General features: G+C 67.6%; 27 protein-coding genes. 15 read left to right on the forward strand and 12 right to left on the reverse strand.

All coding sequences use genetic code 11. The features are described from left to right. Positions 1 to 5: 5 nt before the first annotated feature. The 3 genes from AC07NY_RS12465 to AC07NY_RS12475 are packed head-to-tail and all read left to right on the forward strand — an operon-like array spanning position 6 to position 1623. Complete coding sequence (locus tag AC07NY_RS12465; protein ID WP_494584100.1) at positions 6 to 344, forward strand: LapA family protein; 339 nt, start codon at positions 6 to 8, stop codon at positions 342 to 344. After that, a complete protein-coding gene (gene lhpI / locus AC07NY_RS12470) occupies positions 344 to 1291 on the forward strand; it encodes a bifunctional Delta(1)-pyrroline-2-carboxylate/Delta(1)-piperideine-2-carboxylate reductase (protein WP_494584101.1) in 948 nt (315 codons plus the stop codon). Before AC07NY_RS12465 ends, lhpI begins: the two co-directional genes overlap by 1 nt. Before the next feature lie 35 nt (positions 1292 to 1326). Further along, entirely contained in the window at positions 1327 to 1623 is a 297-nt protein-coding gene (locus tag AC07NY_RS12475) for a hypothetical protein (protein ID WP_494584102.1), read from the forward strand. A 20-nt stretch (positions 1624 to 1643) separates the two neighbouring features. On the opposite strand, the gene AC07NY_RS12480 is transcribed toward AC07NY_RS12475, so the two are convergent. Together AC07NY_RS12480 and AC07NY_RS12485 are read right to left on the reverse strand one after the other, a co-directional pair. Continuing rightward, on the reverse strand, positions 1644 to 1814 hold the full coding sequence (locus AC07NY_RS12480) for a DUF3309 family protein (protein ID WP_492284546.1): 171 nt from the start codon (positions 1812 to 1814) through the stop codon (positions 1644 to 1646). A 91-nt stretch (positions 1815 to 1905) separates the two neighbouring features. After that, entirely contained in the window at positions 1906 to 2886 is a 981-nt protein-coding gene (locus tag AC07NY_RS12485; protein WP_494584103.1) for a tripartite tricarboxylate transporter substrate binding protein, read from the reverse strand. A gap of 118 nt (positions 2887 to 3004) precedes the next feature. Between AC07NY_RS12485 and mepA the strand changes: the two genes are divergently transcribed. After that, positions 3005 to 3943: a penicillin-insensitive murein endopeptidase gene (gene mepA, locus AC07NY_RS12490; RefSeq protein ID WP_494584104.1), complete on the forward strand. Its 939-nt coding sequence runs from the start codon at positions 3005 to 3007 to the stop codon at positions 3941 to 3943. 131 nt (positions 3944 to 4074) lie between these two features. On the opposite strand, the gene AC07NY_RS12495 is transcribed toward mepA, so the two are convergent. Continuing rightward, complete coding sequence (locus AC07NY_RS12495; protein WP_494584105.1) at positions 4075 to 5211, reverse strand: extensin-like domain-containing protein; 1137 nt, start codon at positions 5209 to 5211, stop codon at positions 4075 to 4077. Between the two features lie 595 nt (positions 5212 to 5806). Continuing rightward, positions 5807 to 6058, reverse strand: a complete 252-nt coding sequence (locus AC07NY_RS12500; RefSeq protein WP_494584106.1) for a hypothetical protein — start codon at positions 6056 to 6058, stop codon at positions 5807 to 5809. A gap of 241 nt (positions 6059 to 6299) precedes the next feature. On the opposite strand from AC07NY_RS12500, the gene AC07NY_RS12505 reads away from it, so the two are divergent. From AC07NY_RS12505 to AC07NY_RS12515, 3 genes are all read left to right on the forward strand, one after another. Further along, complete coding sequence (locus tag AC07NY_RS12505; protein ID WP_494584107.1) at positions 6300 to 7292, forward strand: Tim44 domain-containing protein; 993 nt, start codon at positions 6300 to 6302, stop codon at positions 7290 to 7292. 163 nt (positions 7293 to 7455) lie between these two features. Further along, entirely contained in the window at positions 7456 to 8262 is an 807-nt protein-coding gene (gene dapB, locus AC07NY_RS12510) for a 4-hydroxy-tetrahydrodipicolinate reductase (protein ID WP_494584672.1), read from the forward strand. Positions 8263 to 8264: 2 nt separating this feature from the next. Continuing rightward, positions 8265 to 8888, forward strand: coding sequence for an alpha-ketoglutarate-dependent dioxygenase AlkB family protein (locus AC07NY_RS12515; protein ID WP_494584108.1), 624 nt, complete (start codon positions 8265 to 8267; stop codon positions 8886 to 8888). Here AC07NY_RS12515 and AC07NY_RS12520 read toward each other — a convergent pair. From AC07NY_RS12520 to AC07NY_RS12530, 3 genes are all read right to left on the reverse strand, one after another. After that, positions 8885 to 9505: a trimeric intracellular cation channel family protein gene (locus tag AC07NY_RS12520; RefSeq protein ID WP_494584109.1), complete on the reverse strand. Its 621-nt coding sequence runs from the start codon at positions 9503 to 9505 to the stop codon at positions 8885 to 8887. The genes AC07NY_RS12515 and AC07NY_RS12520 overlap by 4 nt on opposite strands. A gap of 4 nt (positions 9506 to 9509) precedes the next feature. Further along, positions 9510 to 10112 (reverse strand): nucleotide exchange factor GrpE, encoded by a 603-nt coding sequence (gene grpE / locus AC07NY_RS12525; RefSeq protein ID WP_494584110.1) that lies wholly within the window; start codon positions 10110 to 10112, stop codon positions 9510 to 9512. A 112-nt stretch (positions 10113 to 10224) separates the two neighbouring features. Next, positions 10225 to 12993 carry a [protein-PII] uridylyltransferase gene (locus tag AC07NY_RS12530; RefSeq protein WP_494584673.1) on the reverse strand — a complete coding sequence of 923 codons (2769 nt, stop codon included), beginning with the start codon at positions 12991 to 12993 and terminating at the stop codon, positions 10225 to 10227. Between the two features lie 307 nt (positions 12994 to 13300). Between AC07NY_RS12530 and AC07NY_RS12535 the strand changes: the two genes are divergently transcribed. From AC07NY_RS12535 to AC07NY_RS12555, 5 genes are all read left to right on the forward strand, one after another. Next, positions 13301 to 14263 carry an aliphatic sulfonate ABC transporter substrate-binding protein gene (locus AC07NY_RS12535; protein ID WP_494584111.1) on the forward strand — a complete coding sequence of 321 codons (963 nt, stop codon included), beginning with the start codon at positions 13301 to 13303 and terminating at the stop codon, positions 14261 to 14263. Between the two features lie 17 nt (positions 14264 to 14280). Beyond that, positions 14281 to 15111 (forward strand): ABC transporter permease, encoded by an 831-nt coding sequence (locus AC07NY_RS12540; protein ID WP_494584112.1) that lies wholly within the window; start codon positions 14281 to 14283, stop codon positions 15109 to 15111. An 11-nt stretch (positions 15112 to 15122) separates the two neighbouring features. Then, complete coding sequence (locus tag AC07NY_RS12545; RefSeq protein ID WP_494584113.1) at positions 15123 to 15905, forward strand: ABC transporter ATP-binding protein; 783 nt, start codon at positions 15123 to 15125, stop codon at positions 15903 to 15905. A 158-nt stretch (positions 15906 to 16063) separates the two neighbouring features. Next, complete coding sequence (locus AC07NY_RS12550) at positions 16064 to 16774, forward strand: ATP-binding cassette domain-containing protein (protein ID WP_494584114.1); 711 nt, start codon at positions 16064 to 16066, stop codon at positions 16772 to 16774. 43 nt (positions 16775 to 16817) lie between these two features. After that, the gene (locus AC07NY_RS12555; RefSeq protein ID WP_494584115.1) at positions 16818 to 17333 is read left to right on the forward strand and encodes an OsmC family protein; all 516 of its coding nucleotides are present in this window, start codon (positions 16818 to 16820) and stop codon (positions 17331 to 17333) included. A gap of 179 nt (positions 17334 to 17512) precedes the next feature. Here the strand turns inward: AC07NY_RS12555 and AC07NY_RS12560 are convergent, their stop codons facing one another. Continuing rightward, positions 17513 to 19582 (reverse strand): HAMP domain-containing methyl-accepting chemotaxis protein, encoded by a 2070-nt coding sequence (locus tag AC07NY_RS12560; protein WP_494584116.1) that lies wholly within the window; start codon positions 19580 to 19582, stop codon positions 17513 to 17515. A 300-nt stretch (positions 19583 to 19882) separates the two neighbouring features. Then, complete coding sequence (locus tag AC07NY_RS12565; RefSeq protein ID WP_494584117.1) at positions 19883 to 21067, reverse strand: DNA recombination protein RmuC; 1185 nt, start codon at positions 21065 to 21067, stop codon at positions 19883 to 19885. Between the two features lie 114 nt (positions 21068 to 21181). Between AC07NY_RS12565 and def the strand changes: the two genes are divergently transcribed. The 3 genes from def to truA all read left to right on the forward strand — a co-directional run bounded on the left by def (position 21182) and on the right by truA (position 23577). Further along, positions 21182 to 21721, forward strand: coding sequence for a peptide deformylase (gene def / locus AC07NY_RS12570; protein ID WP_494584118.1), 540 nt, complete (start codon positions 21182 to 21184; stop codon positions 21719 to 21721). A 174-nt stretch (positions 21722 to 21895) separates the two neighbouring features. Next, a complete protein-coding gene (gene fmt / locus AC07NY_RS12575; RefSeq protein WP_494584119.1) occupies positions 21896 to 22825 on the forward strand; it encodes a methionyl-tRNA formyltransferase in 930 nt (309 codons plus the stop codon). After that, positions 22825 to 23577 carry a tRNA pseudouridine(38-40) synthase TruA gene (truA, locus tag AC07NY_RS12580; protein WP_494584120.1) on the forward strand — a complete coding sequence of 251 codons (753 nt, stop codon included), beginning with the start codon at positions 22825 to 22827 and terminating at the stop codon, positions 23575 to 23577. Before fmt ends, truA begins: the two co-directional genes overlap by 1 nt. 12 nt (positions 23578 to 23589) lie before the next feature. Here truA and AC07NY_RS12585 read toward each other — a convergent pair whose 3' ends face one another. From AC07NY_RS12585 to AC07NY_RS12595, 3 genes are all read right to left on the reverse strand, one after another. Beyond that, entirely contained in the window at positions 23590 to 24174 is a 585-nt protein-coding gene (locus tag AC07NY_RS12585) for a hypothetical protein (protein ID WP_492284527.1), read from the reverse strand. A gap of 68 nt (positions 24175 to 24242) precedes the next feature. Then, positions 24243 to 25454, reverse strand: coding sequence for a succinyl-diaminopimelate desuccinylase (gene dapE / locus AC07NY_RS12590; RefSeq protein ID WP_494584121.1), 1212 nt, complete (start codon positions 25452 to 25454; stop codon positions 24243 to 24245). Then, positions 25451 to 25879: a DUF805 domain-containing protein gene (locus AC07NY_RS12595; RefSeq protein ID WP_494584122.1), complete on the reverse strand. Its 429-nt coding sequence runs from the start codon at positions 25877 to 25879 to the stop codon at positions 25451 to 25453. The genes dapE and AC07NY_RS12595 overlap by 4 nt, the downstream gene beginning before the upstream one ends. Positions 25880 to 26024: the final 145 nt, after the last annotated feature.

Consider the following 26024-nt stretch of genomic DNA (forward strand, 5'->3'; position numbering starts at 1 on the left):
TTGTGATGAAGGCCTTCTTCAAGGCACTGGTGCTCGTTCCTGTCGCGCTGGTGATCGTGTTGTTCTCGGTCGCCAATCGCGGCGCGGTGCGCGTTTCGCTCGATCCCTTCAGCCGCGACCTGCCCGTGCTCTCCTACGAGCTGCCGCTTTTCGCGGTGGTGCTGGCGGCCATCGCCATTGGGGTGCTCGTCGGCGGCCTGGCCTCCTGGATCGCGCAGGGCAAGCATCGCAAGGCGGCGCGCCGTAATCGCCGCGAGGCCGAGGCGCTGCGCTCCGAAACCCAGGTGCTGCGTTCGGCCGTACCCGACTCCGCGCTGCCGGCACTGACCAACGGACGGAATTGATGCGACTTTTCGATGCGGCCGAGATCGATGCGGCCCTGAATTATCCCGGCCTGATCGATATTCTCGACGACGCCTTCCGCAGCGAGGTCATCGCGCCGAAGCGCGGCCAGTACGCGATCCAGCGTCCGGACGAGACCGACGCCATCCTGCTGACCATGCCGGCCTGGAGCGGGCCGGACGTCGCCAATCCCTATATCGGCACCAAGATCGTCTCGGTCTTCTTCGGTAACGGCAAGCGCAACCTGCCGGGCGTGATGGGTGCTTATCTGCTGATGGACGGCACGACCGGCGAGCCGCTCGCCGTGATGGACGGCAACCGTTTGACGACCTGGCGCACGGCGGCGGCGTCCGCACTGGCCTCGCGCTATATGTCCAACCCCGAATCCAGCCGCATGCTGATGGTCGGAGCCGGCGCGCTCGCGCCCTTCATCATCAAGGCGCATCGCTCCGTACGCCCGCTGACCGAGATCGCGGTCTGGGCGCGGCGGCCTGAAGCCGCCGAGGCCACCGTCGCGGAGCTGGCGAAGGACGGCATCGAGGCCCGCGCCACGACCGATCTCGAAGGCGAGGCCCGCACCGCCGACATCATCTCCTGCGCGACCAATGCGACCGAGCCCTTGATCCACGGTCATTGGCTGAAGCGCGAGGCGCATCTCGACCTGATCGGCGGTTTCACCATGCAGATGCGCGAGGCCGATGCCGACGCGCTGCATCGTGGGCGGGTCGTCGTCGATTCCAGCAAGGCGATCGACGAGGGCGGTGATGTCGCCGTCGCCATCGCCGAAGGCAGCTACAGCGCCAACAGGATCGCGGGCACGCTCGCCGATCTCTGCCATGGCCGGATCGCCGGGCCTGTCGAGGGCGGCGGGATCACGCTGTTCAAGTCGGTCGGTGTGGCGCTCGAGGATCTGGCGGCCGCCGTCGCGGTCTGGGAGCGTCGCGCGTAAGCAGAACTCTGCTTCAGTCCGGGGAGGGATAGCCGGTGGCGATCGATCTGACGGACGAGGAGCGCAGCTATGTCGCGCAGGCGGCCGTAGCGGATGCCGGCTTCCTGCCGGCATTTCTATCGTCCCTGCCTTATCTCGCGCCGGTCGTGCTGTTCGGCACCCACGGCGCCTGGATCGGCGACGTGACGGCCGTCGCGCTCGCTCTGGCCTGCCTGCTCGCGCTCAACCTGTGGTGGATTCACAGCCAGTGCCGGTCGGCCGCGCTGTTCAAGTCGGTCTGCGCCAAGGTCGCGGCCGAGCCCGCCGCAACCGATCGGCCTGACGTGGCCTGACCGGTTGCGGCCGTCTCGGGTCAGGCGATCCGTGCGCCGCCGATGGCACCGAGCAGCCACAGGATCAGCACGATGGTGAGGACGAGGCCGAGCACGCCGCCGAGCCCTGCCGTTCCGTAGCTGCGATGGCCGTAATAGCCGCCGCCGCCCAGAAGCAGGACGAGCAGCACGATGATGAGGACGGTGGACATGGCGAACTCCCGTTTCGCGGCGCCCGTTCCGGGCGCGGTCTAGCGGGAAACGCCGGCTGCGGACGCTCGGTTCCGCTGGGTTAGCGTCCGATCATTCCACCTTGAGCCCGACCTCCTTGATCAGGTCGCCCCAGCGCTTCATTTCAGCCTGCAGGAAAGCGCCGAGCTCTTCGGGACTGTTGCCGACAGGCTCCGCCGCCAGCGCATCCATCTTGGCGCGCACGGCCGGGTCGGCGATCCCCGCCTTGGTGTCGGCATGGATCTTGGCGATGACGGCGGGCGGCGTCTTGGCCGGCGCGAACAGCGCGAACCAGGAGGAGACGTCGAAGCCCGGCACGGTATCGGCGATCGGCGCGAAGTCCGGCGCTGTCGGCGAGCGCTTCGCCGTGGTGATGCCGAAGCCGCGGATCGAGCCGGCGCGGACATGCGGCAGGGCCTGCGGGATGTTGTCGAAGATCAGGTCGATGCGCCCGCCGATCAGGTCCTGCGTCGCCTGGGCCGTGCCGCGATAGGGCACATGCACCATCTTGGTGCCGGTCAGCTTCTGGAACAGCTCGCCGCAGAGATGCACGGAGGTGCCGACGCCGGACGAGCCGTAAGTCAGTTTGCCGGGATTGGCCTTCGCATAGGCGATCAGTTCGGCGACATTGTTCACCGGCAGGGTCTTGCTGGCGACGAGCAGGTTGGGGACCATCGCGACCATGGTGATCGGCGCGAGGTCCTTGGCCGGGTCATAGGTCAGCTTCTGGTAGAGATACTGGTTGGTCGCCATGCCGACGGAGACGATCAGGAAGGTGTCGCCGGTCGGCTCGGCTTTGGCGACCGCATCGGTGCCGATATTGCCGCCGGCGCCCGGCCGGTTCTCGACCACGATATTGGTGCCCCAGGTCTGGCCGAGCTTGTCGGCGACGAGCCGCGCCAGCACGTCGGTCGCGCCCGCCGGCGGGAACGGCACGACGAGCTTGAGCAGCCGGCCCTGCGGCCAGGGCTGCTGACTGAGGCCGGCAGAGGGAGCTGCAAGAAGAGCGCCTGCGCCAGCGAGAATCGCGCGGCGGTCGATCGTGATGGTCATCGATGGTCTCCCTGAAGGGCGCGTCTCGCGTCGCCTTTGCTCAAAGCTGCAATTCGCCGCGCCGCTTGTCCAGCCATCGCGCTTGACCGCGAGGGAGGGGTGCGACGATTCTCAGGCCATGCGCAGCATCTCCCGAATCGCGGCCCTTCTGGTGCCGTTCGCCCTCCTGCCGGCCGCAGGGCACGCCCAGTCGACGGCGGATCAGGAGGCGAAGACCCGCGCCGCCAACATCGCGGCCTGGCCCGATGCCGCTCGTTCGCTCTTCGGCCAGAAGACCGAGCCGGCCAGCATGCAGGCCCGTGCCATCGGCTCCTATGCACGCGGCTGCCTGGCCGGCGCCGAGGCGTTGCCGGTCGACGGGCCGAGCTGGCAGGTCATGCGGCTCAATCGCAACCGCAACTGGGGCCACCCCGCCTTGATCGACTATCTGGAAAAGCTCGCCCGCGACGTGCCGCGCATCACCGGCTGGGCGGGGCTCCTCGTCGGCGACATGTCGCAGCCGCGCGGCGGTCCGATGTTGACCGGCCATGCCTCGCACCAGATCGGGCTCGATGCCGATGTCTGGTTGACACCGATGCCGCGTGGCCGGCTCGACCGCGAGCAGCGCGAGAACATGTCGGCGGTCAACATGGCCCGTTCCGACTGGCGCGATATCGATCCCCGCCACTGGACGCCGGCCCATACCCGCTTGATCCGCACTGTCGCGGCCGAGCCGAAGGTCGAGCGCATCTTCGTCAACCCGGCGCTCAAGGTCGCACTCTGCCGCGAGGCCGGGGCCGACAAGAGCTGGCTGGAAAAGGTGCGGCCGATCTGGGGCCACAACTATCATTTCCATATCCGGCTGGCCTGCCCCGCCGGCATGGCGAGCTGCCAGGGGCAGGAACCGCCGAATTTCGGCGATGGCTGCGGGGCGGAGCTCAGCGGCTGGGTCGAGCGTCAGCACGACGCCATCTTCAATCCGCCGAAGCCCAAGCCGGGTCCGAAGCCCAAGCCGAAGCCGCCGATGTCGCTCGACGCCCTGCCGCCGGAATGCCGGCAGGTTCTGGTTTCGCGCTGAGATTCGACACCGCCTGCCGTCATGCTCGGGCTTGACCCGAGCATCTCGTGCCAAAGGAGGCTCCGGCGCGGGTCCGTCGGGAGATTCTCGGGTCTGCGCTTCGCTCCGCCCGAGAATGATGAGCCACTGCTTCAGCGCCGGGGCGGCACGCGCCCGGAGCTATAGGCGAAGGGGTCGTTCCGGGGATTGATCGGCAAGGCCTCCTCGGAATCCTGCTGGTCCATGACGCCGGAGCCGCCGCCATCGCCAAAGGCGGCCTCTTCCTCCGAGGGCTCGACAGCGCCCGGCAGGGCAAGCGGTCCGCGGTTCTCGCTCGGCAAGGGCTGCGGCTGGTAGCGCCCCTGCCGCTGGCGCGCGTCGTATTGCTCCAGGAAGCGCTGCTGCGCGTCGAGCCCCTGAGGCTGGCCGCGGCCGTAGCTTGCGACCGGATAGCCGCCCTGCACGGCGCCGGGCGGACGCAGGCCTTCGCTCGGCTGCCGCATCAGCCCGCCGCCAGCGACCATGGTGCCGGCCGGCGCCACACCGCGCGGCAGCGTCTGGGCAGAGGAATAGGACCGTGCCGGGTCCGGCGGCTGCAGGTTGTAGTTCGGCGTGTACTTGATCACCGGCTTGCAGATGTGCCGGCCCTTCGAATGCCGGGCCAGGTCGATATGGAAATGGTCGTAATGCATCGGATCGGCGCCCGGGCCGAGCACCGTCGAAAAATGCTCGCAGGCTCCGACGAAGACCTCGCGCAGGAAGTTCTGCTCTTCGGGCGAGCCGCGCCAGCCGTCCTTCACCGTGATCACGCGGTTGTCGTTGAGCCGGAAGGAGAAGACGTCGACGGCATTGCCGAAGGCATGTTCCGACGTGCGTGACGTGCCCGTGCCGTTGTTCATCGCGCGGCAGGAATAGGAGCCGGCCCGCATCTCGATGACCTGGGCTCCCAGCACGTTCATCGCGGCCGGCTGCACCACCTCGGCCAGCCACTTGTCGGTGGTCGCGACGACCGGGCAGGAGAGGGTGGCCGAACTTGTCAGCCCGATGCCGCCGTTGGAGAAGGCCGAGACCTTCAGCGGTTGCTGCATGCCGCAGGTGCCGGGCCCGTCGATCGCCTTGCCGCGCAGGCTGACATAGGACGAGATCTGCACCTGACGCGCGGCCATGCAGGCGGCCTCCGCCTGGTCGCGCCAGGCGGCGCGTTGCGGCTTCTGGAACTTGCCGCAGCCCGCAAGGCCGGCTGCGCCGACGATGCCGAGTGCGATGAGGGCGAGATGAGCGCGTCGCATGACCATTCAAATGCGAACCGCTTGGTGAACGGTTTCTCAACCGACTGCGCCCTGGCCGCCACAGGCGGATTAACTTTGGTACCGTGGTGAACCGGGCCTTAATGCGCCGTTTCCGGCCTTAACCGGTGCCGTTTCGGCAGCACGGAGGCGCTTTCAGGATGTCGCGAAGACGAGCTCTCGGGGCTCGCAGGTCGAACCATGGCGAAGGCGTGGCAGTGCCTTGGAGAGTGCTCGCGGCGAAATCGCGCAGCCAGAAATATCCCCAAATCTATTCAATGATTTAACCGATGATTAAGGGTGATCTAGCCTCCGCCCGGGGCGCGCCACGATGCCGCCCCCTTGCGGCCTTCGTCAGTTCTGTTAGCCTCCACGACAGGTCAATGACACAGGAGGGTGTGATGAGTGTCACGCTACGTCTCGACCGATTGATCATGGGTGCGGCCTTCGTTTTCATGATGGCGATCGTTCTGGGAGCGTTCTGACAACGGGTCAGTCTCGAAGTCGCTAGGACCACAAGAGCTATGAAAAACAGCGCCGCCGGGACCAATCCCGGCGGCGCTTTTGTTTGTGCTGGCAGTTTCAGGATGGCGCGGGATCAGCTTTCCGGGCAGGCGGTTTCCGTCACTTCCCAGGACATCATGTTGACGACGCGCCCACAGGTCGCGAGCCGTCGCCCCTGCGTGGTCCTGATGCAGGACTTGGAACCTTCGGCGATCTTGCGGCCGTCGTTCCAGCAGAAGCAGAGCGGCTCCGGCGCCTGCGCGAGGCGGGGCCTGTCCAGCGCGAGAGCTGGTTCCCCTGCGGCCGCCGCTTCGCTGATAAGGAACAAGACCGCGAGCGCGAGCATCCAGCTCAGCATGCGGTGTCGGTGAGGCCTCGGTCCGGATCCGGTCATGGCTCTCTCCCCGCGTCTCGTCGGGCGAAGCGGTTCGTCAGCCTATCATATCGGTCCGATTGCAACGAATAATTATGTGTCGATTTGAAATAGTAAGGCATTTCAGACTGTTAGCCGGGAGGGGCCTTGCGTCGGATGCGGGCTCTCTCCATATTGTCGGACGGTGGGCCCGTGGTGGGCTCCGGGAGGAACAATGTCTCTGATTTCGCTCGCCCGTCGTGGACGTGCCGTCGCCCTGGTCGCCGGGGCCCTGTTGCTCGTGCCGCTCGTTGCCGAAGCCCGTCCGGGCGGTGGCCGCAGCTCGGGCAGCCGTGGGTCGTTCACCAATAGCGCGCCGCCGTCGACCAATACGACGCCGGGTGGCGCCCAGACTTTCCAGCGCTCGGCTCCGGCTTCGCCGGCTTCGCCGTCCATGGCTGGCCCCGCTGCCGCCGGTGCGGCGGCGCAGGCCGCTCGCCCGTCCTTCGCGCGCAACATGATGATGGGCATCGGCGCCGGCCTGCTCGGCGCGGGCCTGTTCGGCCTGCTCTCGGGCTCGGGCTTCTTCAGCGGCCTGGCCTCGCTCGCCGGCATGCTCGGCTTCCTGCTGCAGATCGGTCTGATCGCCGGCATCATCATGCTCGCCATCCGCTTCTTCCGCCGCCGTTCCGAGCCGCAGCTCGCCGGCGCGGGCGCGCCCTATGCCCGTCAGGGCTATGATGCGCCGCAGCCGCAGCCTGCCGCCGCGCGCATGGGTGGTTTCGGTGGTGGTGCGGCCGCTGCCGCCGTGCAGCCGCAGCCGATCGAGCTTTCGGGTGATGATTTCAACGCGTTCGAGCGCCTGCTCGGCGAGATCAACACCGCCTACTCGAACGAGGACGAGGCCGGCCTGCGTCAGCGGACGACGCCCGAGATGTTCGGCTACTTCGACGAGGATCTCAGCGACAACGCCCGCCGCGGCGTCGCCGACCGCGTCTCCGACGTCAAGCTGCTGCAGGGCGACCTGTCGCAGGCCTGGCACGAGGGCGATGTCGATTACGCCACCGTCGCGATGCGCTTCAGCCTGATCAACGCGGCCTATGACCGCAAGAACGGCAAGATCGTCGATGGCAATGCCACGCAGGCTCAGGAGGTCAGCGAGTACTGGACCTTCGTGCGCGAGCGCGGCGGCGCCTGGAAGCTCTCGGGCATCCAGCAGGCGGCCTGAGCGCCGACAGCGTGAGAGAATGAGAAACGGCCGGGGCAACCCGGCCGTTTTGCTGTGTCCGGCTTTCGGGTGGGCCGCTGGCGGAGCGAAGCCTATTGCGCTACTGGCGAAGACATCTGCCTTCGCCGCAGAACCAGCCCGGAGCCCGCCTTCCATGAGTGATATGCGTCTCGTCGTCGTCGGTGCCGCCGGGCGGATGGGCCGGATGCTGATCCGCGCCATCGATCAGGCTGAAGGTTGCACGCTCGTCGCCGCGATCGAGCGCCCTGGCTCCGCCGCGCTCGGGGATGACGCGGGCATTCTCGCCGGCCTCCCGGCCTCCGGCGTCAAGGTGACGAGCGATGCCGCCGCGGCCTTCGCGGCGGCCGACGGCGTTCTCGATTTCACCGCGCCGGACGCGACGGTCGCTTTCGCCAAGCTCGCCGCCGAGGTCGGCATCCTCCATGTCGTCGGCACGACCGGGCTGGAGCCCGCGCATCTCGCTGAACTGGCCGAGGCGGCGAAGCGCACCCCGATCATCCGCTCCGGCAACATGAGCCTCGGCGTCAACCTGCTGGCGGCGCTGGTGCGCAAGGTCGCGGCGACGCTCGGCACGGACTGGGACATCGAGATCGTCGAGATGCATCACCGCATGAAGGTCGATGCGCCCTCCGGCACCGCCGTCCTGCTCGGCGAGGCGGCGGCCGAGGGCCGTGCCGTCGATCTCGCAAAGGCGCGCGTTGCCGGCCGCGACGGCATCACCGGCGCGCGCGAGCCCGGCACGATCGGCTTCGCGGCCCTGCGTGGCGGCACCGTCATCGGCGATCACAAGGTGATCTTCGCAGGTAGCGGCGAGCGGCTCGAACTCGCGCATGTCGCGGAGGACCGCAGCCTGTTCGCGCAAGGCGCGGTCAAGGCCGCGCTCTGGGGCAGGGGGCGTGAAGCGCGGCTTTACTCCATGGCCGACGTGCTCGGCCTCGACGCGCTCTGACCATGACCCGCGTCACTGTCGCGCCGGGCGTCGTCCACTGGCCGGGTAAGCTGGCGCCGGAGGAGCAGGCGGCGCTGGTGGCGGAACTGCGCGCGGTCGCGCGCAAGGCGCCGTTCTTCCAGCCGCGCATGCCGAAGAGCGGTACGCCCTTTTCGGTCCGCATGACCAATTGCGGTTCGCTCGGCTGGGTCTCTGACGAGCGGGGCTACCGCTACCAGCCCGAACACCCCGAGACGGGCGAGCCCTGGCCGATCATGCCGGCGCCCCTGCTCGATCTCTGGCGGGAACTGGCCGGCTATCCGCATCCGCCCGAGGCCTGCCTGGTCAATTTCTATGCGGCCGGCGCCAAGATGGGCCTGCATCAGGACCGCGACGAGCAGGATTTCGATGCCCCGGTCCTGTCGGTTTCGCTCGGCGATGCCGCGCTCTTCCGCATCGGCGGCACGACACGCGGCGGCAAGACGACCTCGCTCAAGCTCGCCTCGGGCGACGTGCTGCTCTTCGGTGGCGAGGCGCGGCTCGCCTATCACGGCATCGACCGCATCCTGACCGGGTCCTCGACGCTGTTGCCGGAGGGCGGGCGGATCAACCTGACGATGCGGCGGGTGACGAAGCCGAAGGCCTAATCCTGCGCTTTGCCGGGCAGGTTCGGGAACGACCAGCCGAACAGCAGCGACCCCGCCCGCAGGCCGAAACAGGCTGCAATGCCCCCGAGCATAACGATCGGTCCGGAGAAGCCGAGCCCGGTGAGCAGCGCCGTCATGGCGGCGCCTGCGGTCGCGGCGGTGACGTAGAAATCGCGGCTCCACAGCACCATCGGTCGGTCGCCGGCGAGGATGTCGCGCAGGATTCCGCCGAAGGTCGCGGTCATCGCGCCGAGCGCGACGGCCGAAAGCACGGGCGCGGCCGCATCGAGGCCCTTGAGCGTGCCGACCACGGCGAAGAGCGAGAGGCCGGCGGCGTCGGCCCAGAGCAGCAGCTTGCGTCCGGCCCAGCCTTCGAGCACGCCGGGCCGGATATAGGCCAGCCCCCAGGCACAGAGCGCGACCGTGGTGCAGACGATGACGTCGCTGGGGTCGCGCACCCAGAAGATGCCGCGCCCGAGCAGGACGTCGCGCAACGTGCCGCCGCCGACGCCGGTGACGGTCGCCAGCAGGATGAAGCCGAACGGGTCCATGCCCTTGCGGGCGGCGACGAGGGCGCCGGTCAGCGCGAAGATGGCGACGCCGGCGGCCTCGAACACGGCGTCAGTGCTGGGTCGGTTCGCCGGCCGGCGCGTCCGGGGCCTTCGGGGCTCCGGCCGAGACGCCGACCAGGGCCGGACGCAGCACGCGCTCGCCGATCTTGTAGCCGATCTGCACGACCTTCGAGACCAGCCCCTTGGCGATAGTGGCGTCGGGCGCTTCGAACATCGCCTGGTGCAGGTTGGGGTCGAATTTCTCGCCTTGCGGATCGATCCGGCGCACGCCGTGGCGCTCCAGCGTCTTGAGCAGTTCGCGCTCGGTCAATTCGACGCCTTCATGCAGCGCCTTCACCGCGGCGTCGACCGTCTTCATCGCGTCGGCCGGCAGGCTTTCCAGCGCCCGGCGCAGGTTGTCGGAGGAGCCGAGCATGTCGCGGGCGAAGCTGGTCACGGCATAGGCCTTGGCATCGGCGATCTCGCGCTCGGTGCGGCGGCGCAGGTTCTCCATCTCGGCGAGCGTGCGCAGCAGCTTGTCCTTGAGGTCGTCGCGTTCGGCCTGGAGCTTGGCGAGCTGCGCCGCGAGGCCTGTCTCGGCGGTGGCCACCTGCTCGGGCGCGTCCGCGCCGGCTTCGAGGTTGGGGTCTTCCGTCGCAGGGTTCTGCGTCATTTTATCGTCACGTCCCTTTACTGGCTGGCTGCGCCGCCCCTTGCGGGGCCAGGCCGGTCATGCCGGGTTGCAGCCGCGTTCGTGCCGGATATCGGCCTTATGGTCGTTTAAATCAAGCGCGGGCCGGCACTTTCGCCTTGGCCGCCGCCGGCTTCTCGGCCTCGAACTTGAAGACGTCGATGAGCGCCTTGCGGATCGTCAGTTGCCGGCCGGTCGTGACGATCTTCGCATGGGTCAGGTCGGTGACGTAGAACACGTCGACCGCCTTCTCGCCGAAGGTCGCGATATGGGCCGAGGCGATGTTGAGGTTGAGCTTACCAATCGCCGTGGTGAGGTCGTAGAGCAGGCCCGGCCGGTCGAGGCCGGAGACCTCCAGCACCGTGTGGCGGGCCGAGAGAACATTGTCGATCACCACCTCGGGCTCGACCTGGAAGGTCTGGCCGCGCGGCGGCGGAGCCCGGCGCTGCGCCACGAGATCGGCGATCTTGATCTCGCCCTTCAAGGCCCGCTCGATCGCGGCGGCGATGCGCTCGGCCCGGCGCAACTCGTCATCGTCGCGGTCGAAGGCGCGCGAGACCGAGATCGTGTCGAGCACGAGCCCGTCGCTGGTGGTGAAGATCTGCGCATCGACGATGTTGCCGCCGGCCGCGGCGCAGGCGCCGGTGACGATGGCGAGCAGGCGCGGATGGTCGGGCGCGAGCACGGTGAGCTCGGTCACGCCGCGGAACTTGTCGGTCTCGACGATGGTCGCCGTGGTGCGCCCGGCCTGTTCGGCCTCGCGCAGGAAGCGCGCGTGCTTCTCCTGCTCGTCCGGATCGACCTTGATCCAGTAGGCGGGGTAGTGCCGCGCGACATAGGCGTCGCGTTCCTCGGTGCTCCAGTCGGCGAGGCGACGGCGCAATTCGTCCTGCTTCATCGCCACGCGCGCCTTGCGCTCGACCGCCGAATGGCCGCCGGTGAGAACAAGCTCGGTCTCGTAATAGAGCGTGCGCAGCAACTGGCCCTTCCAGCCGTTCCAGACGCCGGGCCCGACCGCCTTGATGTCGGCGACGGTGAGGACGAGTAGCAGCTTCAGCCGCTCCAGCGTCTGCACGGTGGCGGCGAAGCTCTCGATCGTCTTGGGGTCGCCGAGATCGCGGCTCTGCGCCACCGTCGACATGTCCAGATGATGCTCGACCAGCCAGGCCACGGTTTCCGTCTGCGCCGGTGTCAGGCCGAAGCGCGGGCCGAGCTTGCGGGCGATCCTGGCTCCCGCGATCGAATGGTCCTCCGGCCGGCCCTTGGCGATGTCGTGCAGGAAGAGCGCGACATAGAGCGCCCGCCGGTTGGCGATGGTCGGCATGATCTCGTTGGCGAGCGGATGCTCGGCTTCCAGCACGCCGGCATCGATCTCGGCCAGCACGCCCATGGCGCGGATCAGGTGCTCGTCCACCGTGTAGTGGTGGTACATGTTGAACTGCATCATCGCGACGATGCGGCCGAAATCCGGGACGAAGCGGCCGAGCAGCCCGGATTCGTTCATGCGCCTGAGCACGACCTCGGGGGAGCGCCGGCCGGTCAGGATCTCCAGGAAGATGCGGTTGGCTTCCGGCTCGTTGCGCAGGCCGGGCGTGATAAGACGGAGGGACTGCGTCACGAGGCGGCTGGCATCCGGGTGGATGGCGAGGTCCTCGCGGCTGGCGATGGCATAGAGCCGGAGCAGGTTGACCGGATCGCGCTCGAAGGCACTGTCGTCGACGACATCGAGGCGCTGGCTCGTCAGCTTGAAATCGGGATGGCCGAGCGAGCGTTCGCGCTTGCGCTTGGCGAGCGTGTCGAACAGCCGTGAGAGGGTGGCGCGCGGCTTCTGCTGGCGCGCCTCCAGCGCGGCGCAGACGATGGCGGTGAGGTCGCCGACATCCTTGGCGATCAGGAAGTAGGCCTTCATGAAGCGCTCGACCGGCGCCTGCCCGCTGCGTCCGGCATAGCCGATCTCGGCTGCGACCTGCCTTTGCAGATCGAAGGACAATCGCTCCTCGGCCCGGCCGGTGATGAAATGCAGCCAGCAGCGCACGCGCCAGAGGAATTCCTCCGAGCGCTGGAACATCTGCAATTCCTGCTGGTCGAACAGCCCGGCCTCGACGAGCTCGCGCACGTCCTGGACGCGGTAGGAATATTTCGCGATCCAGAACAGCGTGTTGAGGTCGCGCAAGCCCCCCTTGCCATCCTTGACGTTCGGCTCGACCAGATAGCGCGAGGCGCCGGCCCGCTGCACCCTGAGTTCGCGCTCGGCAAGCTTGGCCTCGGTGAAGGCCTGGGCCGTGCCCTCGACGACCTCCGCATCGAAGCGGCTGACCATCTCGTCGAACAGCGAACGGTCCCCCACCAGGAAGCGCGCTTCCAGCAGGGCGGTGCGGATCGTCATGTCGGCGCGGGCCTCGCGCACGCAATCGTCGATCGAGCGCACGGAATGGCCGGTTTTCAGCTTCAGGTCCCAGAGGGGATAAAGCATCGATTCGATGACGCTCTCGCCCCAGGCCGTCTGCTTGTGCGGGAACAGGAAGAGCAGATCGACATCCGAGCCCGGCGCCAGCGTGCCGCGCCCATAGCCGCCGACGGCGACGACTGCGATCCGCTCGGACTGCGAGGGGTTGTCGGCCGGATAGAAATAGGCGGTCGCCGCGCTGTGCAGCCCCAGCACCACGGCATCCATCACTGCCGAGAGCCGATGCGCGCAGGCCAGGCCGGCGCGCGGCCCCGCCAGGATCGCCCGCGCGGAGGCGTGGCCTTCGTCGAGCACCTGCCTGAGCCCGGTGACCAGGGCTTGCCGCATCTGCGCCTTGTCCCGCCGGCTGATGGTCTCGAACAGCCGCGCGATCCCGGCCTCGGGGCTATGCAGCATCTCGGCGAGCGACAGGGCGGGCTTGGCGGGAGGCGTGGTCACGAAGGCTCCGGTCCGGCGAGCATCGCCTTTCGTAACATGGGCGAGGGGGCAGGGAGAGGATAAAATTAAACATCTATTAATGTGAAATTAAGATAAAAACACCGCCGCACGTGTTGTTTGACAAACAGAACGATCGGACCTATAGGTCGGATACGCGCCGATTTGAGCCACCAGCTTGCGGGCGCGAAACAAGTGCAGCTAAAGCGTGGGGCCCAGGACGCCACCCGTCCCGATCCCTCGCACCATCGACAGAGGGATAGGCCCCATGACCAGCATCACCCGCCGCCTTGCGCTCGCTTTTGTTGCCGCCGCCGCCCTTGCCGCGCCGGCTTTCGCGCAGGCGCCCAAGGAAATCCGGATCGACTACGCGACCTACAATCCCGTCAGTCTCGTGCTGAAGGAGCGCGGCATCCTCGAGAAGGCGCTTGAGGCCGACGGCATCAAGGTGCGCTGGGTCCTGTCCGCTGGATCGAACAAGGCCCTCGAATTCCTCAATGCCGGCTCGATCGATTTCGGCTCGACCGCCGGCGCCGCCGCGCTGATCGGCAAGATCAACGGCAACCCGATCAAGTCGATCTATGTCTATTCCCGGCCGGAATGGACGGCGCTGGTCACTGGCGCCAAGAGCGAGATCACCAAGGTTGCCGATCTCAAGGGCAAGCGCGTCGCCGTCACCCGTGGCACCGATCCGCATATCTTCCTCGTCCGGGCGCTCGCCGATGCCAAGCTGACCGAAAAGGACGTCAAGCTCGTCCTGCTCCAGCATGCCGATGGCCGCCTTGCGCTGGAGCGCGGCGACGTCGATGCCTGGGCCGGGCTCGACCCGCTGATGGCCGCCGCCGAGGTCGAGAGCGGCGCCAGGCTGTTCTATCGCAAGGCGGAGGACAACACCTGGGGCATCCTCAATGTCCGCGAGGCCTTCGCCAATGAGAACCCGGCGCTGGTGAAGAAGGTGCTGGCCGCCTACGAGGAGGCCCGCGCCTATGCGCGCGCCAACCCGGCCGAACTCAAGAAGGTCCTGATCGAGTACACCAAGCTTTCCGAACCGGTGATCGAGCGCCAGCTCACCCGCACCGAACTGACTCATTCGGCGATCCGCCAGGCGCAGGTCGATACCATCACCGCCGCCGGGCTCGCGCTGAAGGAGGCCGGTGTCCTGCCGGCCACGACCGATGTGAAGGCGGCCGTCGACAGCCTGATCGACCGGCGCTTCGCCGCCACCAACTGACGGGCAAGCGCGCGGCGATGAGCGTCCTGGAGATCACAGCCGTCGTGGACGAGCCGGAGCGGCGCCCAGCCGCCCCGCGCCGCTCCTATCGGCTGGCGATCGCCGGTTTCGTCCTGCCGGTCGTGCTGGCCATCCTCTGGGAAGGGCTCGTCGCGGCCGGCATCGCCAATGGCCGCCTGATGCCGCCGCCCAGCGTCGTCGGCCGCACGCTCTGGGGCCTCGCCGCCTCGGGCGAGCTTCTGACCCATGCGGGTGCGACGCTCTGGCGGGTCGCCGCTGGCTTCGGCTTGGGTGCGCTTGCCGGCACGGTGCTCGGCGCGCTCACTGGGGCTCTGCCCGTCGCTCGCAGCCTGCTCGATCCAACCTTGCAGGCGCTGCGGGCGATCCCCTCGATCGCCTGGGTGCCGCTCTTCATCCTCTGGCTCGGCATCTTCGAGGCCTCGAAGGTCGCGCTGATCGCCGTCGGCGTCTTCTTCCCGGTCTATCTCGGCGTTGCCGCGGCGATCCAGGGCATCGACCGCAAGATCGTCGAGGTCGGCCGCGTCTTCCGCCTCTCGCGCCTCGCCATGGTCCGCCGCGTCCTGCTGCCGGCGATCCTGCCGGCCTGGGTCACGGCTTTGCGTTCCGGGCTCGGCCTCGGCTTCATGTTCGTGGTCGCGGCCGAGATCATGGGGGCGAGCGAGGGGCTGGGCTATCTGCTCGTGGACGGCCAGCAGCTCGGCCGTCCCGACACCATCATCGCGGCCATCATCAGCTTCGCCGTGCTCGGCAAGCTGGCGGACGGTCTGCTCGTCGCCATCACGCGGCCTTTCCTCGCCTGGCAGGATACGGCGCGCGACAAGCTTTGAGGGGCGCCCCGGTGCTGAGTTTCGACCGGCTCTCCAAGACCTATGCCGACGGCACGCGCGCCCTCTCGGCGATCACGCTCGATGTCGGGCGCGGCGAGATCGTCGCCCTGCTCGGCGGTTCAGGCTGCGGCAAGACCACCTTGCTGCGGCTTGTCGCCGGGCTCGACCGTCCCAGCGATGGCGCGATCCGCCTCGATGGCGAGGCAATCGCCGAGCCGCGCGCCGATGTCGGCGTCATCTTCCAGGAGCCGCGGCTCTTCCCCTGGCTCAACGTGGCCGATAATACCGGCTTCGGGCTGTCGCATCTCTCCGCCTTCGAGCGCGAGGGGCTGGTGACCAATGCGCTGGCCCGCGTCGGGCTCGCCGGCCACGAGAAACGCTGGCCGCGCGAGCTCTCCGGTGGCCAGCAGCAGCGCGTCGCCATCGCGCGCGCGCTCGTCACCCGGCCGAAGCTCCTGCTGATGGACGAACCCTTCTCGGCGCTCGACGCCACGACGCGGGCGAGCCTGCACGGTCATCTGCTGGCGCTCTGGCAGGAGAGCCGCCCGACCGTGGTGATGGTCACGCACGATGTCGAGGAGGCCGTGACGCTGGCCGACCGCATCGTCGTGATGCAGCCCAAGCCCGGCCGCATCTTCGACGAGCTCGACAATCCGCTCGCCCGCCCGCGCGACCGGCTCTCACCGGCCTTCGAGGCGACGAAGCGCGAGGCGCTGCGTGCGCTCGATCGCTCCTTGCGCGACGAGGCTCCGCATCAGGAGAAGGCGGCCGAGACCGCCGGTATGTGGTGGTGAGTGTCGTTTGACAAAACGGACGCTTAGACCTTAGAAGAGGACACGCGCCGATTTGAGCCTCAGCTTGCGGGCGCGAAACAAATGCAGCTAAAGCGCGGGACGACGGGACGGCTGATGCCGTCGGCGCTCCTTCCGCTTTGTCATGGGTGGAGCCAGCGATGTCGGCAGTTCTTCACGATGTCTCCCGCACTCTCGAACATATCCTGCCGCGCGCCCACGCCGGCGAGATCGTCGCCCTGCTCGGTTCGTCCGAGGCGCGGAAGGCGGCGTTGCGCGCCTTCGCCGGCCTGCAAGCGGACGAGGGAGCGTTGCCGACGGCCGAGATCGGCCTGCTCTGCGCCCGGCCGCGTTTCTTTGCCTGGCTCGATCTCACCGAGAATCTCGCTTTCGCCCTGCCGAATGCGACGCCGTTCGAGCGCGAGGGCCTGATCGCCAATGTGCTGGTCCGCCTCGGCCTCGCCGGGCAGGCAAAGCAGCGTCCGGCTGAACTCTCGCCGGAGGGGTTGCTGCGGCTCGCCATTGCCCGGCTCCTGCTGGTCAGGCCGCGCCTGCTGCTGGTCGACGAGCCCTTTTCGGCCCTCGATGCCGAGGCGCGAGCGCGGCTCGCTGCCTTCCTGCCGGAACTCCGTACGCAGGCGCGCCCTGCCGTCGTCATCGCCACGGGCTCCGTCGAGGAGGCGCTGCGCCTGGCCGATCGCATCCACGTCCTGCCGCGGCAGCCGGGGCCTGTCGCCTTCAGCCTCGACAACCTGCTGGCGCGCCCGCGTGACGAGGGCTCCGTCGGCTTCGTCACCCTGCGCCGCGAGTTGCGCCGGGCACTCGAAAAGGAGACCCGGCATGCCGCACCGGAGGTGGAGGCGGCGGCCTGAAGCGGCTACAAGCCCCGCGAGCCGCCTTAGGAGAAATACGATCATGGACGTCACCGCGCTGCGTGCCTTGCAGGCCCCGCTCAAGGACGAATACCGCACCAATCCTCAAGCCGCGGTCATCACGCTGAAGGCCCATGGCGAGCTCGACGACCAGCATATCGCCTGCAAGGTCGAGACCGGCCGCGCCATCGCGCTCGCCGGCCTGCATCCCGCAACCGGCGGCTCCGGCGCCGAGCTCTGCTCCGGCGACATGCTGCTGGAGGCGCTGGTCGCTTGCGCCGGCGTGACGCTGAAGGCGGTCGCGACCGCGCTGGAGATCGAACTGAAGAAAGGCGCTGTCCGCGCCGAGGGCGATCTTGATTTCCGTGGCACGCTCGGCGTGGCCAAGGATGCGGCGGTCGGCTTCAAGGCGATCCGTCTTTTCTTCGACGTCGAGACCGATGCGCCGCAGGAGCAGCTCGACACGCTGCTCAAGCTGACGGAGCGCTATTGCGTGGTCTTCCAGACGCTGAATGTGAAGCCGGAACTGTCGGCGACCCTGCAGAAAAACGCCTCCTGACACGGGTCAGGAGGCGCCTGGGAGCAGCCGTGCCATTTGTCATTCCGGGGCGCGCCGCAGGCGCGAACCCGGAACCCACGACTGGGTGGGACATCTGATGCCCGGTTGCAGACCGCTCACCCGGTCGTGGGTTCCGGGTTCTTCACTGCGTGAAGCCCCGGAATGACAGGCAAGCCGGCCTAGAACTCTTCCCAGCCGGTGCTGCCGTTGCGGGCATTGACCGCGCGCTTGGCGGGGGCGGGCCTGGCTTCCGCCGCGGCGGGGCGCCGCGATTGCTGGAAAGCCGCTTCGGCGAGCTGGCGCAAACGGTCCGGTTCGGATGCAGCCGAGCTGATCGAGGCGGGTGCGCGCGACACGGCGCCGCCGCCCTGATTGGTCCGGAAGGTCGCGACCAGCGCGTTGAGCTGTTCGATCCGGCCGGACAGCGAGTTGGCCGAGGCTGCGCTCTGCTCGGAGAGCGCTGCGTTCTGCTGCGTCATCTCGTCGAGATGCGCGACGGCCTGGCTCATCTCGTCGATGCCGTTCGCCTGCTCGCCCGAGGCCGCCGAGATGTCGGCGATGGTGGCCGCCACCTTCTGCGAGGCCGCCAGAATCTGCGTCAGGGATTCGCCGGCCTTGCGCACCAGCTTCACGCCCTCTCCGACCTCGACATTGGACGAGGAGATCAGCTCGGAGATGTCCTTGGCCGCTTCGCTGGAACGCTGCGCCAGGGTCCGGACCTCCGAGGCGACGACGGCGAAGCCCTTGCCGGCATCGCCGGCGCGGGCCGCTTCGACCGCCGCGTTGAGCGCCAGGAGGTTGGTCTGGAAGGCGATGTCGTCGATCACGCGGATGATGTCGGAGATCTTCTGCGAGGCGGTCTCGATCCGGGCCATGGCATCGACCGCCTGGCCGGCGATGGTGCCGCCCGAACGTGCGGCGCTCGCCGCCTCATCGGCCGCGGTTGCCGCCGAACGGGAAGCCTGGGCCGAGGCCTTGACCGAGGCTGCGAGCTCCTCGGTCGTGGCGGCGGTCTGCTCCAGCGAGGAGGCCTGCTCCTCGGTGCGCTTCGACAAATCGTCGGCGCCCATGCTGATCTCGCGGGCTGCGAGCCCGACATCGGCCGAGGTGGTCTGGATCGTCGCGACCGTCGCCGAAAGGCGATCCACCGTCTCGTTGATCGCACCCTTGAGATCGGCGAAGCGGCCGCGATAGCCGGTTCCGATCTGGCGCGTCAGGTCACCGCCCGCGATCGCCTGGAGAATGTCTGCGAATTCGGTCGTGGCGCCGTCGACGACCCGGTTGATCTCGTTGATGCCGGCGACCAGTCGCTGCATCTGCTCGTCGCCGTCGTCGATCTGGAGCCGTGCCGAGAAATCGCCGGCCGCGGCCGCTGCAACGACCTCGGAGACATCCGAAACGACCGCTTCCATCGATTGTGCACGGGCAAGGCGCGCGGCCGCAGCGGCGCGCTCCTGTTCCTCGAGCGCCCGCACACGCGCCGCATTATCCTGGAAGATCTGCAGCGCCCCGGCCATGTCGCCGATCTCGTCACGCCGTCCGATGCTGGGCACCGTGACATCCTGCTCACCGCCGGCGAGGCGCTTCATCGCGTCAGTCATGCCGGCAAGCGGGCGCACGATGCCACCGATGACGAAGGCCAGCGCCAGGGCTGCGACCAGCAAGGCGCCGCCCGCGGCGACCAGCAGCAGGACGCTCGCGGAACCGGCGGTGGATTGGGCTTCCTGGCCCTGGCTGCGCGCCTGTGAGAGCTGCAGTGAGGTCAGCTCCCCGAGCTCGGCCGAGATCGGATCGATCGCCTTGTAGAGTTCGTCTGTGGCGAACATGCGCAGCGCGCTCTCGTCACGCTCCTTCAGGATACCGATCAGCTTGGCGACGGCGGCATCGCCGGTCTTCATCAGCACCGTCGCCTGCTCGGCAAGCTGCCTCTCGTCGGCGGCCGTGATGCTGGGCAAATAGGCCTTCCAGCCCTTGTCGATGTTCCCCACCGCGTCCTGAACGCTCTTCAGCGCGCTCGTCCAGGTGATCTGGTTGCTCTGTGCCTTCCAGATCGTGTCGACGATGTTGACCGCATACATATCGCTGACGGTCCGCAACTGCTCCATCGGGATGACGTTGTTCTGGACCACTTCATCGATGCGCTGCGTGACGGATCGAAGGGCCATGAAACCACAGGCGCCGACGACGAGGACGCAGAGAGTCAGAGCGACGAGCGCGCCCGCCAGCTTGGTCTTGATGCTCAGGGCCATGATGAACTTTCCGGGAAGAGGCCGCGATGATGAGGAGAGTGGTGAGGGTCTATTCAGGCATGCCTATTTTTCAGGCAATCGTCGGGCTCGTCCGGTTCGAATCATGACAGGCGACTGTATTTGGGCTGCGATTTCTCCTGAAATTTTCAGAGAATTCTTAAGGTTGCTCTAACGGAAAGCGGGGGGCTGGCACGCATGAGTTGCGCTGCCGCAACCGGAGGTCTGAATTATGCTTAGGGTTGTATATTATTGCTGATGGCAATCTATGATTGCTGTTCTCGGAAGGGGAGCGTGAGGCCGCTATTCGGCGGCGCGCTTCAGCTCCAGACCCTTGGCGAAGGGTAGTTTCGGCTCGCTCTTCTCGTCGTCGAAATCGAGCGCGCCGATCTTCTCGGCACGGCTCGTCACCTTGCCGGCCGAGGTCTTGATCTGGCCGACATCGTCCTGCGCCTGCCGGAAATGATTGTCGAGCTTGTCGACGCGCTCGCCGAGACGGCGCACATCGTCGAGCAGCTTGCCGACCTCGGTCTGGATGACCTGCGCCTCTTCGCGCATCCGCGCATCGCGCACCAGCGACTGCATCAGCTGGATCGCCAACGCCAGCAGCGAGGGCGAGACGATCATGATGCGCGCCCGGTGCGCCCGCTGCACGACATCGTCGAAATGCTCGTGCAGATCGGCATAGATCGATTCCGACGGCACGAAGAGCAGCGCCAGGTCCTGCGTCTCGCCCGGCAGGAAGTAGCGCTCGGCGATATCCTTCACATGCACGCCGACATCGCTGCGCACGCGCTGGCCGGCGGCCTTCCTAGCCTCGTCGCCGCGTGCCTCGCGCAGCAGCGTGAAGCTCTCCAGCGGGAACTTGGCATCGATGACGAGGCCGCGCCCATCGCCAGGGAGGGTAACGAGACAGTCCGGCCGCTTGCCGTTCGAGAGCTGGGGTTGGAAAGCGAAGAAGGCGGCGGGCAGGCCGTCGCGGATGATCGCCTCCATCCGGCCCTGGCCATAGGCGCCGCGCGCCTGCTTGTTGGCGAGCACATCGCGGAGCGTCACGACCTCCGAGGTGAGGTCCGTCAGGTTCTTCTGGGCTGAGTCGATCACCGCCAGCCGCTCCTGCAGCTTGCCGAGGCTCTCGGTGGTCTGCTGGACGTTCCGTTCCAGTCCTTGCCCGACCTTGTGGCTCAACCCGTCCATGCGGTCGGCGACAAGTCGCGCGAGGTCGCCCTGCCTTGTCGAGAGGATCTCGGCCATCGACTGCATCCGGCCGGCGAGCTCTGCCTGCTGCCGGTTCATCTCCGCGACCTTGTCGTCCATCTCGCGGGCGCGCTCAGTCGCCATCGCAGCCTCGATCGCGCGGCTCTTGCCGCCACGCCAGCCGGCGATGACAGCCAGCATCAGCAGCACAAGGCTCAGGGCCCCGAAGCCGATGATGACCTCGGCCCAGGTTATCGGGCGCTCCAGCAAGGTGAAGGCGATCTCGTTCATGCGCGGGAGCCTAGCCGATTCGATGGGGAATAGCGAACGAAAGCGGAACAGTTTGACCGCTCTCCCACAAATGCTTATGTCCCGGGTTCAACAGATCTTTTCCCTTGGAATCCCATGGCCATTCGCCCGCTCGTCATCCTGCCTGACGCCCAGCTTCGCCTCGTCTCGAAGCCGGTCGAGGCGATCACGCCCGAGATCAGGACCTTGGTCGCGGACATGTTCGAGACGATGTACGACGCGCCCGGCATCGGGCTCGCGGCGATCCAGATCGGCGTGCCGCTGCGCGTGGTGACGATCGACCTGTCGAAGCCCGAGGCGAAGGAAGGCGAGGAGCCCGAGCCCAGGAAGCCGCAGGTCTTCATCAACCCGGAGGTCACCTGGTCTTCGGAGGAGTTCAGCGCCTATGAGGAAGGCTGCCTCTCGATCCCCGAATATTACGAGGAGGTCGAGCGCCCGGCCGAGGTGAAGGTTCGCTATATGGATCTCGACGGCAAGACGCAGGAGATCGCCGCCGACGGCCTGCTCGCGACCTGCCTGCAACACGAGATCGACCATCTCAACGGCGTGCTCTTCATCGACCATCTCTCGCGTTTGAAGCGCGAGCGCGTCACCAAGAAATTCGCCAAGTCGGCCAAGCGCGAGCGGGCTGCGTAACGAGCGGTCGTTGTCTGAGCCCTCATCCTGAGGAGCCGCGGCACGCGGCGTCTCGAAGGATGCTTCAGGAGGCGACTGGATCATCCTTCGAGACGCAGCCTTAAGGCTGCTCCTCAGGATGAGGGCTGTTCTGTTCTTCCCGGTGTCGAGCCGGGCCAAGGTAAGGTCGAGCGTATGAGTTTGCGCGTCATCTTCATGGGCACGCCGGATTTCGCCGTGCCGGTGCTGACCGAGATCGTCGGCCAGGGCCACGAGGTCGTCTCCTGCTACACCCGCGCTCCGGCCCAGGCTGGCCGCGGCCTCGAATTGAAGCCGTCGCCGGTGCATCGCGCGGCAGAACGCTTCGGCATCCCGGTCTTCACGCCGAAAACACTGAAGACGCCGGAACAGGCCGAGATCATCGCCTCGCATCAGGCCGATGTCGCGGTCGTCGTCGCTTACGGCATGATCCTGCCTCAGGCGATCCTCGATCTGCCCGAGCTGGGCTGCCTCAACCTCCATGCCTCGCTGCTGCCGCGCTGGCGCGGCGCCGCCCCGATCCAGCGCGCGATCATGGCAGGCGATGCAGAGAGCGGCGTCTGCGTGATGAAGATGGAAGCTGGCCTCGATACCGGCCCTGTCGCCATGGTCGAGAACCTGACCATCGGCCCGGACATGACGGCCGGTGAGCTTCATGACCAGTTGAGCCTCCTCGGCGCCGACCTGATGGTGCGCGCGCTCGCGGCGCTCGGCCGCGGCGGCCTGCAGTTCACGCCGCAGCCTGAGGAAGGCGTGACCTATGCCAGCAAGATCACCAATGCCGAGGCGAAGCTGAGCTGGGCCCTGCCGGCGCAGCAGGTTCATGACCTCGTGCGCGGTCTCTCGCCCTTCCCGGGCGCCTTCGCCGAGATCGATCTCGGCAAGGGGCCGGAGCGTCTGAAGATTCTCCGCACGGCCCGCGCCGGCGGCGCCGCCGAGCCGGGCACGCTGCTCGACGACGAGGGCACCGTTGCTTGCGCCGTAGGCGCGGTGAAGCTGCTGCAGGTCCAGCGCGCCGGCAAGGCTCCGATGAGCGGGGCCGAGTTCCTGCGCGGCGCCCGGCTCGGAGCCGGTGCCAAGCTCTGATGCCGCGCTACAAGCTCGTTATCGAATACGACGGCACGCCGTTCTCGGGCTGGCAGCGCCAGCTCAACGGCCCGTCCGTGCAGCAGAGCGTCGAGGAGGCGGTCGAGGCCTTCTGCGGCCATCCCGTCCGTTTGCATTGCGCGGGCCGGACCGATGCCGGCGTCCACGCCACCCATCAGGTGGCCCATGTCGATATCGACAAGGAGTGGCGCACCGATGTCGTGCGCGACGCGACCAATGCCCGGCTGAAGCGGCTTCCGGTCGCTGTCCTCAGCGCCGAATTGGTGCCCGATGATTTCGATGCCCGCATTTCGGCGCGGCGTCGCTACTATGTTTACCGCATCCTCGATCGCCGGGCCCAGCCGGCGCTGGATCGCGACCGGGTCTGGCATGTGCCGGTCAAGCTCGATCACGAGGCGATGGACCGCGCGGCCAAGGCTCTGCTCGGCCAGCACGATTTCACCACCTTCCGCGCCGCCGAATGTCAGGCCAACAGCCCGATCCGCACGCTCGACCGCTGCGATGTCCGCCGCGAGGGCTCCGAGATCGTGGTCTATGTCCACGCCCGTTCCTTCCTGCACCATCAGGTCCGTTCGATCGTCGGCTGCCTGAAGATGGTCGGGATGGGCCGCTGGCCGGAGAACAAGGTCGGCAAGGTGTTGGCGGCGCGCGACCGCTCGCAATGCGCGGCTTTGGCGCCGTCCTGCGGGCTCTATCTCGCCGGCGTCGACTATGTCGAACAGCCGGGCTGAGCCTCAGGCGCCTCAGAACAGCCCGAACAGCCGGGTGACGCCGTAGTCGAGCATCACGCTGGCGACGACCAGCATCATGGCAATGCCGCGGCTCTCCGGCCCGAAGACGGCGCGCGCCACGCAATAGCGCAGCCGCAGCACGATCGCGGCGAAGAAGAGCGACTGCATGATCGCCAGTGCGGGCGGAGCCCAGCCGATGGCGAAGATCGTCGCCGGGATGGCCATCAGGCTGGCCGAGACGATGCCTGCCCAGTTCCAGGCGATGACGAAGCTGGTGAAGCGCGGCGTCTGCGCGAGCTCCGGGCGGAGCGCGATCAGCAGGGCCGGCACTGCCAGGACCGTCAGCGCGAGAGCCGCGATGACCGACAGCGCCAGCGTCGGTGCGGCGAAGAGCCCGGCGCTGTTCGGCAGCCCCGCAGTCAGACGCGCCGCTGCAAGGATGGCGATCGTCGCCGGCAGCATCAGCGCGAAGGCGAGGAAGGAGCGCCAGAACCCGTCCCTGGTCAGGTCGAGCTCCGGCAGGGCCTCGGCCCCGCGGGTCATCAGGTGCCAGGAGCCGCGCAGCGAACGCGCGACGTCATCGGCTGCCAGCCTCATCACGGTCTCCATTATCTGCGGTGTTAGACTTTCGTCTAACGGAGATAATGGACCCTTGTTCCGAGGCGTCAAGCCGGATGCTGCGTCGCAAAATAGCTGGCGAGTAAACGATGCGTGATCCGCTGGAGCGAGACGAGGTCGGCAACGGCAACGCATTCGTCGATCTGGTGCATCGTCTTGCCGACGACGCCGTACTCGACGACGCGGCAGTAGTTCTTGATGAAGCGCGCGTCGGAGGTGCCGCCCGTGGTCGACAGGGCCGGGCGCTTGCCGGTCTCGGCCTCGACGGCCTCAGTGACGAGCGCGACGAAGGGGCCGGGCTCGGTCAGGAAGGCGACGGCATTGGTCGGCTGGACGTCGAGCGTATAGCGCACCTGGTTGCCGGCGGCCTCGCGCAGGCGCCGTTCCAGCTCGGCGGTGAGCGTCTCCGGCGTCCAGGTGTCGTTGAAGCGGATATTGAAGGCCGCCTTCGCCTGCGCCGGGATGACGTTGGTCGCGGGATTGCCGACATCGAGCGTCGTCACTTCGAGATTGCTCGGGTCGAAATGCTGCGTTCCGCCATCGAGCGGCGTGGCGTCGAGGGCGGCGAGCAGGCGCACCATGCCGCGGATCGGATTGTCGGCGAGATGGGGATAGCCGACATGGCCCTGCGTGCCCTGCACGGTCAGCCTGCCGGTCAGCGAGCCTCGCCGGCCGATCTTGACCATATCGCTCATCGTGGCTGGATTGGTTGGCTCGCCGAGGATGCAATGGTCGAAGCGCTCGCCGCGCTCATGCGCCCAGGCCAGAAGCTTCACCGTGCCGTTGACCGAAGGGCCTTCCTCGTCGCCGGTAACCAGGAAGGCGATCGAGCCGGGCGCATCCGGGTTGTCGCGCCGGTAGCGGATCGCGGCCGAAACCATGGCGGCGAGCCCGCCCTTCATGTCGCAGGCGCCACGTCCGTAGAGCGTGCCGTTCTCGATGGTCGCGCCGAAGGGCTCGCGCGTCCAGGCGGCTGCATCGCCGACGGGCACGACATCGGTATGGCCGGCGATCACGAAGACGGGAGCGGTACTGCCGATCCGGGCATAGAGATTCTCGACATCGGGCGTGCCCGGCTCGCTGAAGACCGGGCGCTCGACCACGTAGCCCTCGGCCGATAGCACGGCGGCGAGCAGGGCGAGCGCTCCGCCTTCCTCGGGCGTGACCGAGGGGCAGCGGACCAGGGCCTGCGTCAGGGCGACGGGGTCGGTGGGGTCGAAGCGGAGGGCAGGGGCGGGGGATGTCGGTGCGGCGCTCATTCCGCCGCTTTAGCACCGACCGGCTGAGCCGCAACCCCATCTTGTTCCGCTGCCGACGGCAGCAACCCGAGATCGATGATGGCGACGATCCAGGCCATGGTCGAGATCGCCTCGAGCGACGGGCGCCAGCCGATCGACAGGAAGGGCCGGAGCTGCTCCGGCAGCACGATGGCACAGATCAGCAGGATACCGAAAAGCGGTGTGCTGCCACGGTCGTTCGCGCGTTTGGCGGCCAGTGCCGCCCAGGGAAACAGGGCGAAGGCGTTGGCGAAGGCGATGACAGTCAATGTGTCCTGGCGATCCGCCAGGAGCGGCACGATGCGCTGGATGGCGAACAGCGTCAGCGCGACCGCGAGGCTGCCGATCCAGAACGCCCGCAATCCGATGCGGCCGTCGAAATCGCTGAAAAGGCGGGTCATGGACATCCGGCGAACTCCGATGGTCGGTTGTCGCACAGCCGGCCGCCGGGTTGAAGCCTATGGTGAATAAAGGGTTAATGAGGCGCATAAGAGTTTATTCCGGCTCAGAAAGGGCTTGAACGGGACGGGGCTGGCCGTTAGCTGCGGGACG

Source organism: Allobosea sp. GW821-FHT09G06 (assembly GCF_059416005.1).

Coding starts and splice junctions, on each gene's coding strand:
- AC07NY_RS12465 (WP_494584100.1), top strand. CDS start 6: ATGAAGGCCTTCTTCAAGGCACTGGTGCTCGTTCCTGTCGCGCTGGTG.
- lhpI (WP_494584101.1), top strand. CDS start 344: ATGCGACTTTTCGATGCGGCCGAGATCGATGCGGCCCTGAATTATCCC.
- AC07NY_RS12480 (WP_492284546.1), bottom strand. CDS start 1,814: ATGTCCACCGTCCTCATCATCGTGCTGCTCGTCCTGCTTCTGGGCGGC.
- AC07NY_RS12485 (WP_494584103.1), bottom strand. CDS start 2,886: ATGACCATCACGATCGACCGCCGCGCGATTCTCGCTGGCGCAGGCGCT.
- mepA (WP_494584104.1), top strand. CDS start 3,005: ATGCGCAGCATCTCCCGAATCGCGGCCCTTCTGGTGCCGTTCGCCCTC.
- AC07NY_RS12495 (WP_494584105.1), bottom strand. CDS start 5,211: ATGCGACGCGCTCATCTCGCCCTCATCGCACTCGGCATCGTCGGCGCA.
- AC07NY_RS12500 (WP_494584106.1), bottom strand. CDS start 6,058: ATGCTCGCGCTCGCGGTCTTGTTCCTTATCAGCGAAGCGGCGGCCGCA.
- AC07NY_RS12505 (WP_494584107.1), top strand. CDS start 6,300: ATGTCTCTGATTTCGCTCGCCCGTCGTGGACGTGCCGTCGCCCTGGTC.
- dapB (WP_494584672.1), top strand. CDS start 7,456: ATGCGTCTCGTCGTCGTCGGTGCCGCCGGGCGGATGGGCCGGATGCTG.
- AC07NY_RS12515 (WP_494584108.1), top strand. CDS start 8,265: ATGACCCGCGTCACTGTCGCGCCGGGCGTCGTCCACTGGCCGGGTAAG.
- grpE (WP_494584110.1), bottom strand. CDS start 10,112: ATGACGCAGAACCCTGCGACGGAAGACCCCAACCTCGAAGCCGGCGCG.
- AC07NY_RS12530 (WP_494584673.1), bottom strand. CDS start 12,993: ATGCTGCATAGCCCCGAGGCCGGGATCGCGCGGCTGTTCGAGACCATC.
- AC07NY_RS12535 (WP_494584111.1), top strand. CDS start 13,301: ATGACCAGCATCACCCGCCGCCTTGCGCTCGCTTTTGTTGCCGCCGCC.
- AC07NY_RS12540 (WP_494584112.1), top strand. CDS start 14,281: ATGAGCGTCCTGGAGATCACAGCCGTCGTGGACGAGCCGGAGCGGCGC.
- AC07NY_RS12550 (WP_494584114.1), top strand. CDS start 16,064: ATGTCGGCAGTTCTTCACGATGTCTCCCGCACTCTCGAACATATCCTG.
- AC07NY_RS12555 (WP_494584115.1), top strand. CDS start 16,818: ATGGACGTCACCGCGCTGCGTGCCTTGCAGGCCCCGCTCAAGGACGAA.
- AC07NY_RS12560 (WP_494584116.1), bottom strand. CDS start 19,582: ATGGCCCTGAGCATCAAGACCAAGCTGGCGGGCGCGCTCGTCGCTCTG.
- AC07NY_RS12565 (WP_494584117.1), bottom strand. CDS start 21,067: ATGAACGAGATCGCCTTCACCTTGCTGGAGCGCCCGATAACCTGGGCC.
- def (WP_494584118.1), top strand. CDS start 21,182: ATGGCCATTCGCCCGCTCGTCATCCTGCCTGACGCCCAGCTTCGCCTC.
- fmt (WP_494584119.1), top strand. CDS start 21,896: ATGAGTTTGCGCGTCATCTTCATGGGCACGCCGGATTTCGCCGTGCCG.
- truA (WP_494584120.1), top strand. CDS start 22,825: ATGCCGCGCTACAAGCTCGTTATCGAATACGACGGCACGCCGTTCTCG.
- AC07NY_RS12585 (WP_492284527.1), bottom strand. CDS start 24,174: ATGAGGCTGGCAGCCGATGACGTCGCGCGTTCGCTGCGCGGCTCCTGG.
- dapE (WP_494584121.1), bottom strand. CDS start 25,454: ATGAGCGCCGCACCGACATCCCCCGCCCCTGCCCTCCGCTTCGACCCC.
- AC07NY_RS12595 (WP_494584122.1), bottom strand. CDS start 25,879: ATGTCCATGACCCGCCTTTTCAGCGATTTCGACGGCCGCATCGGATTG.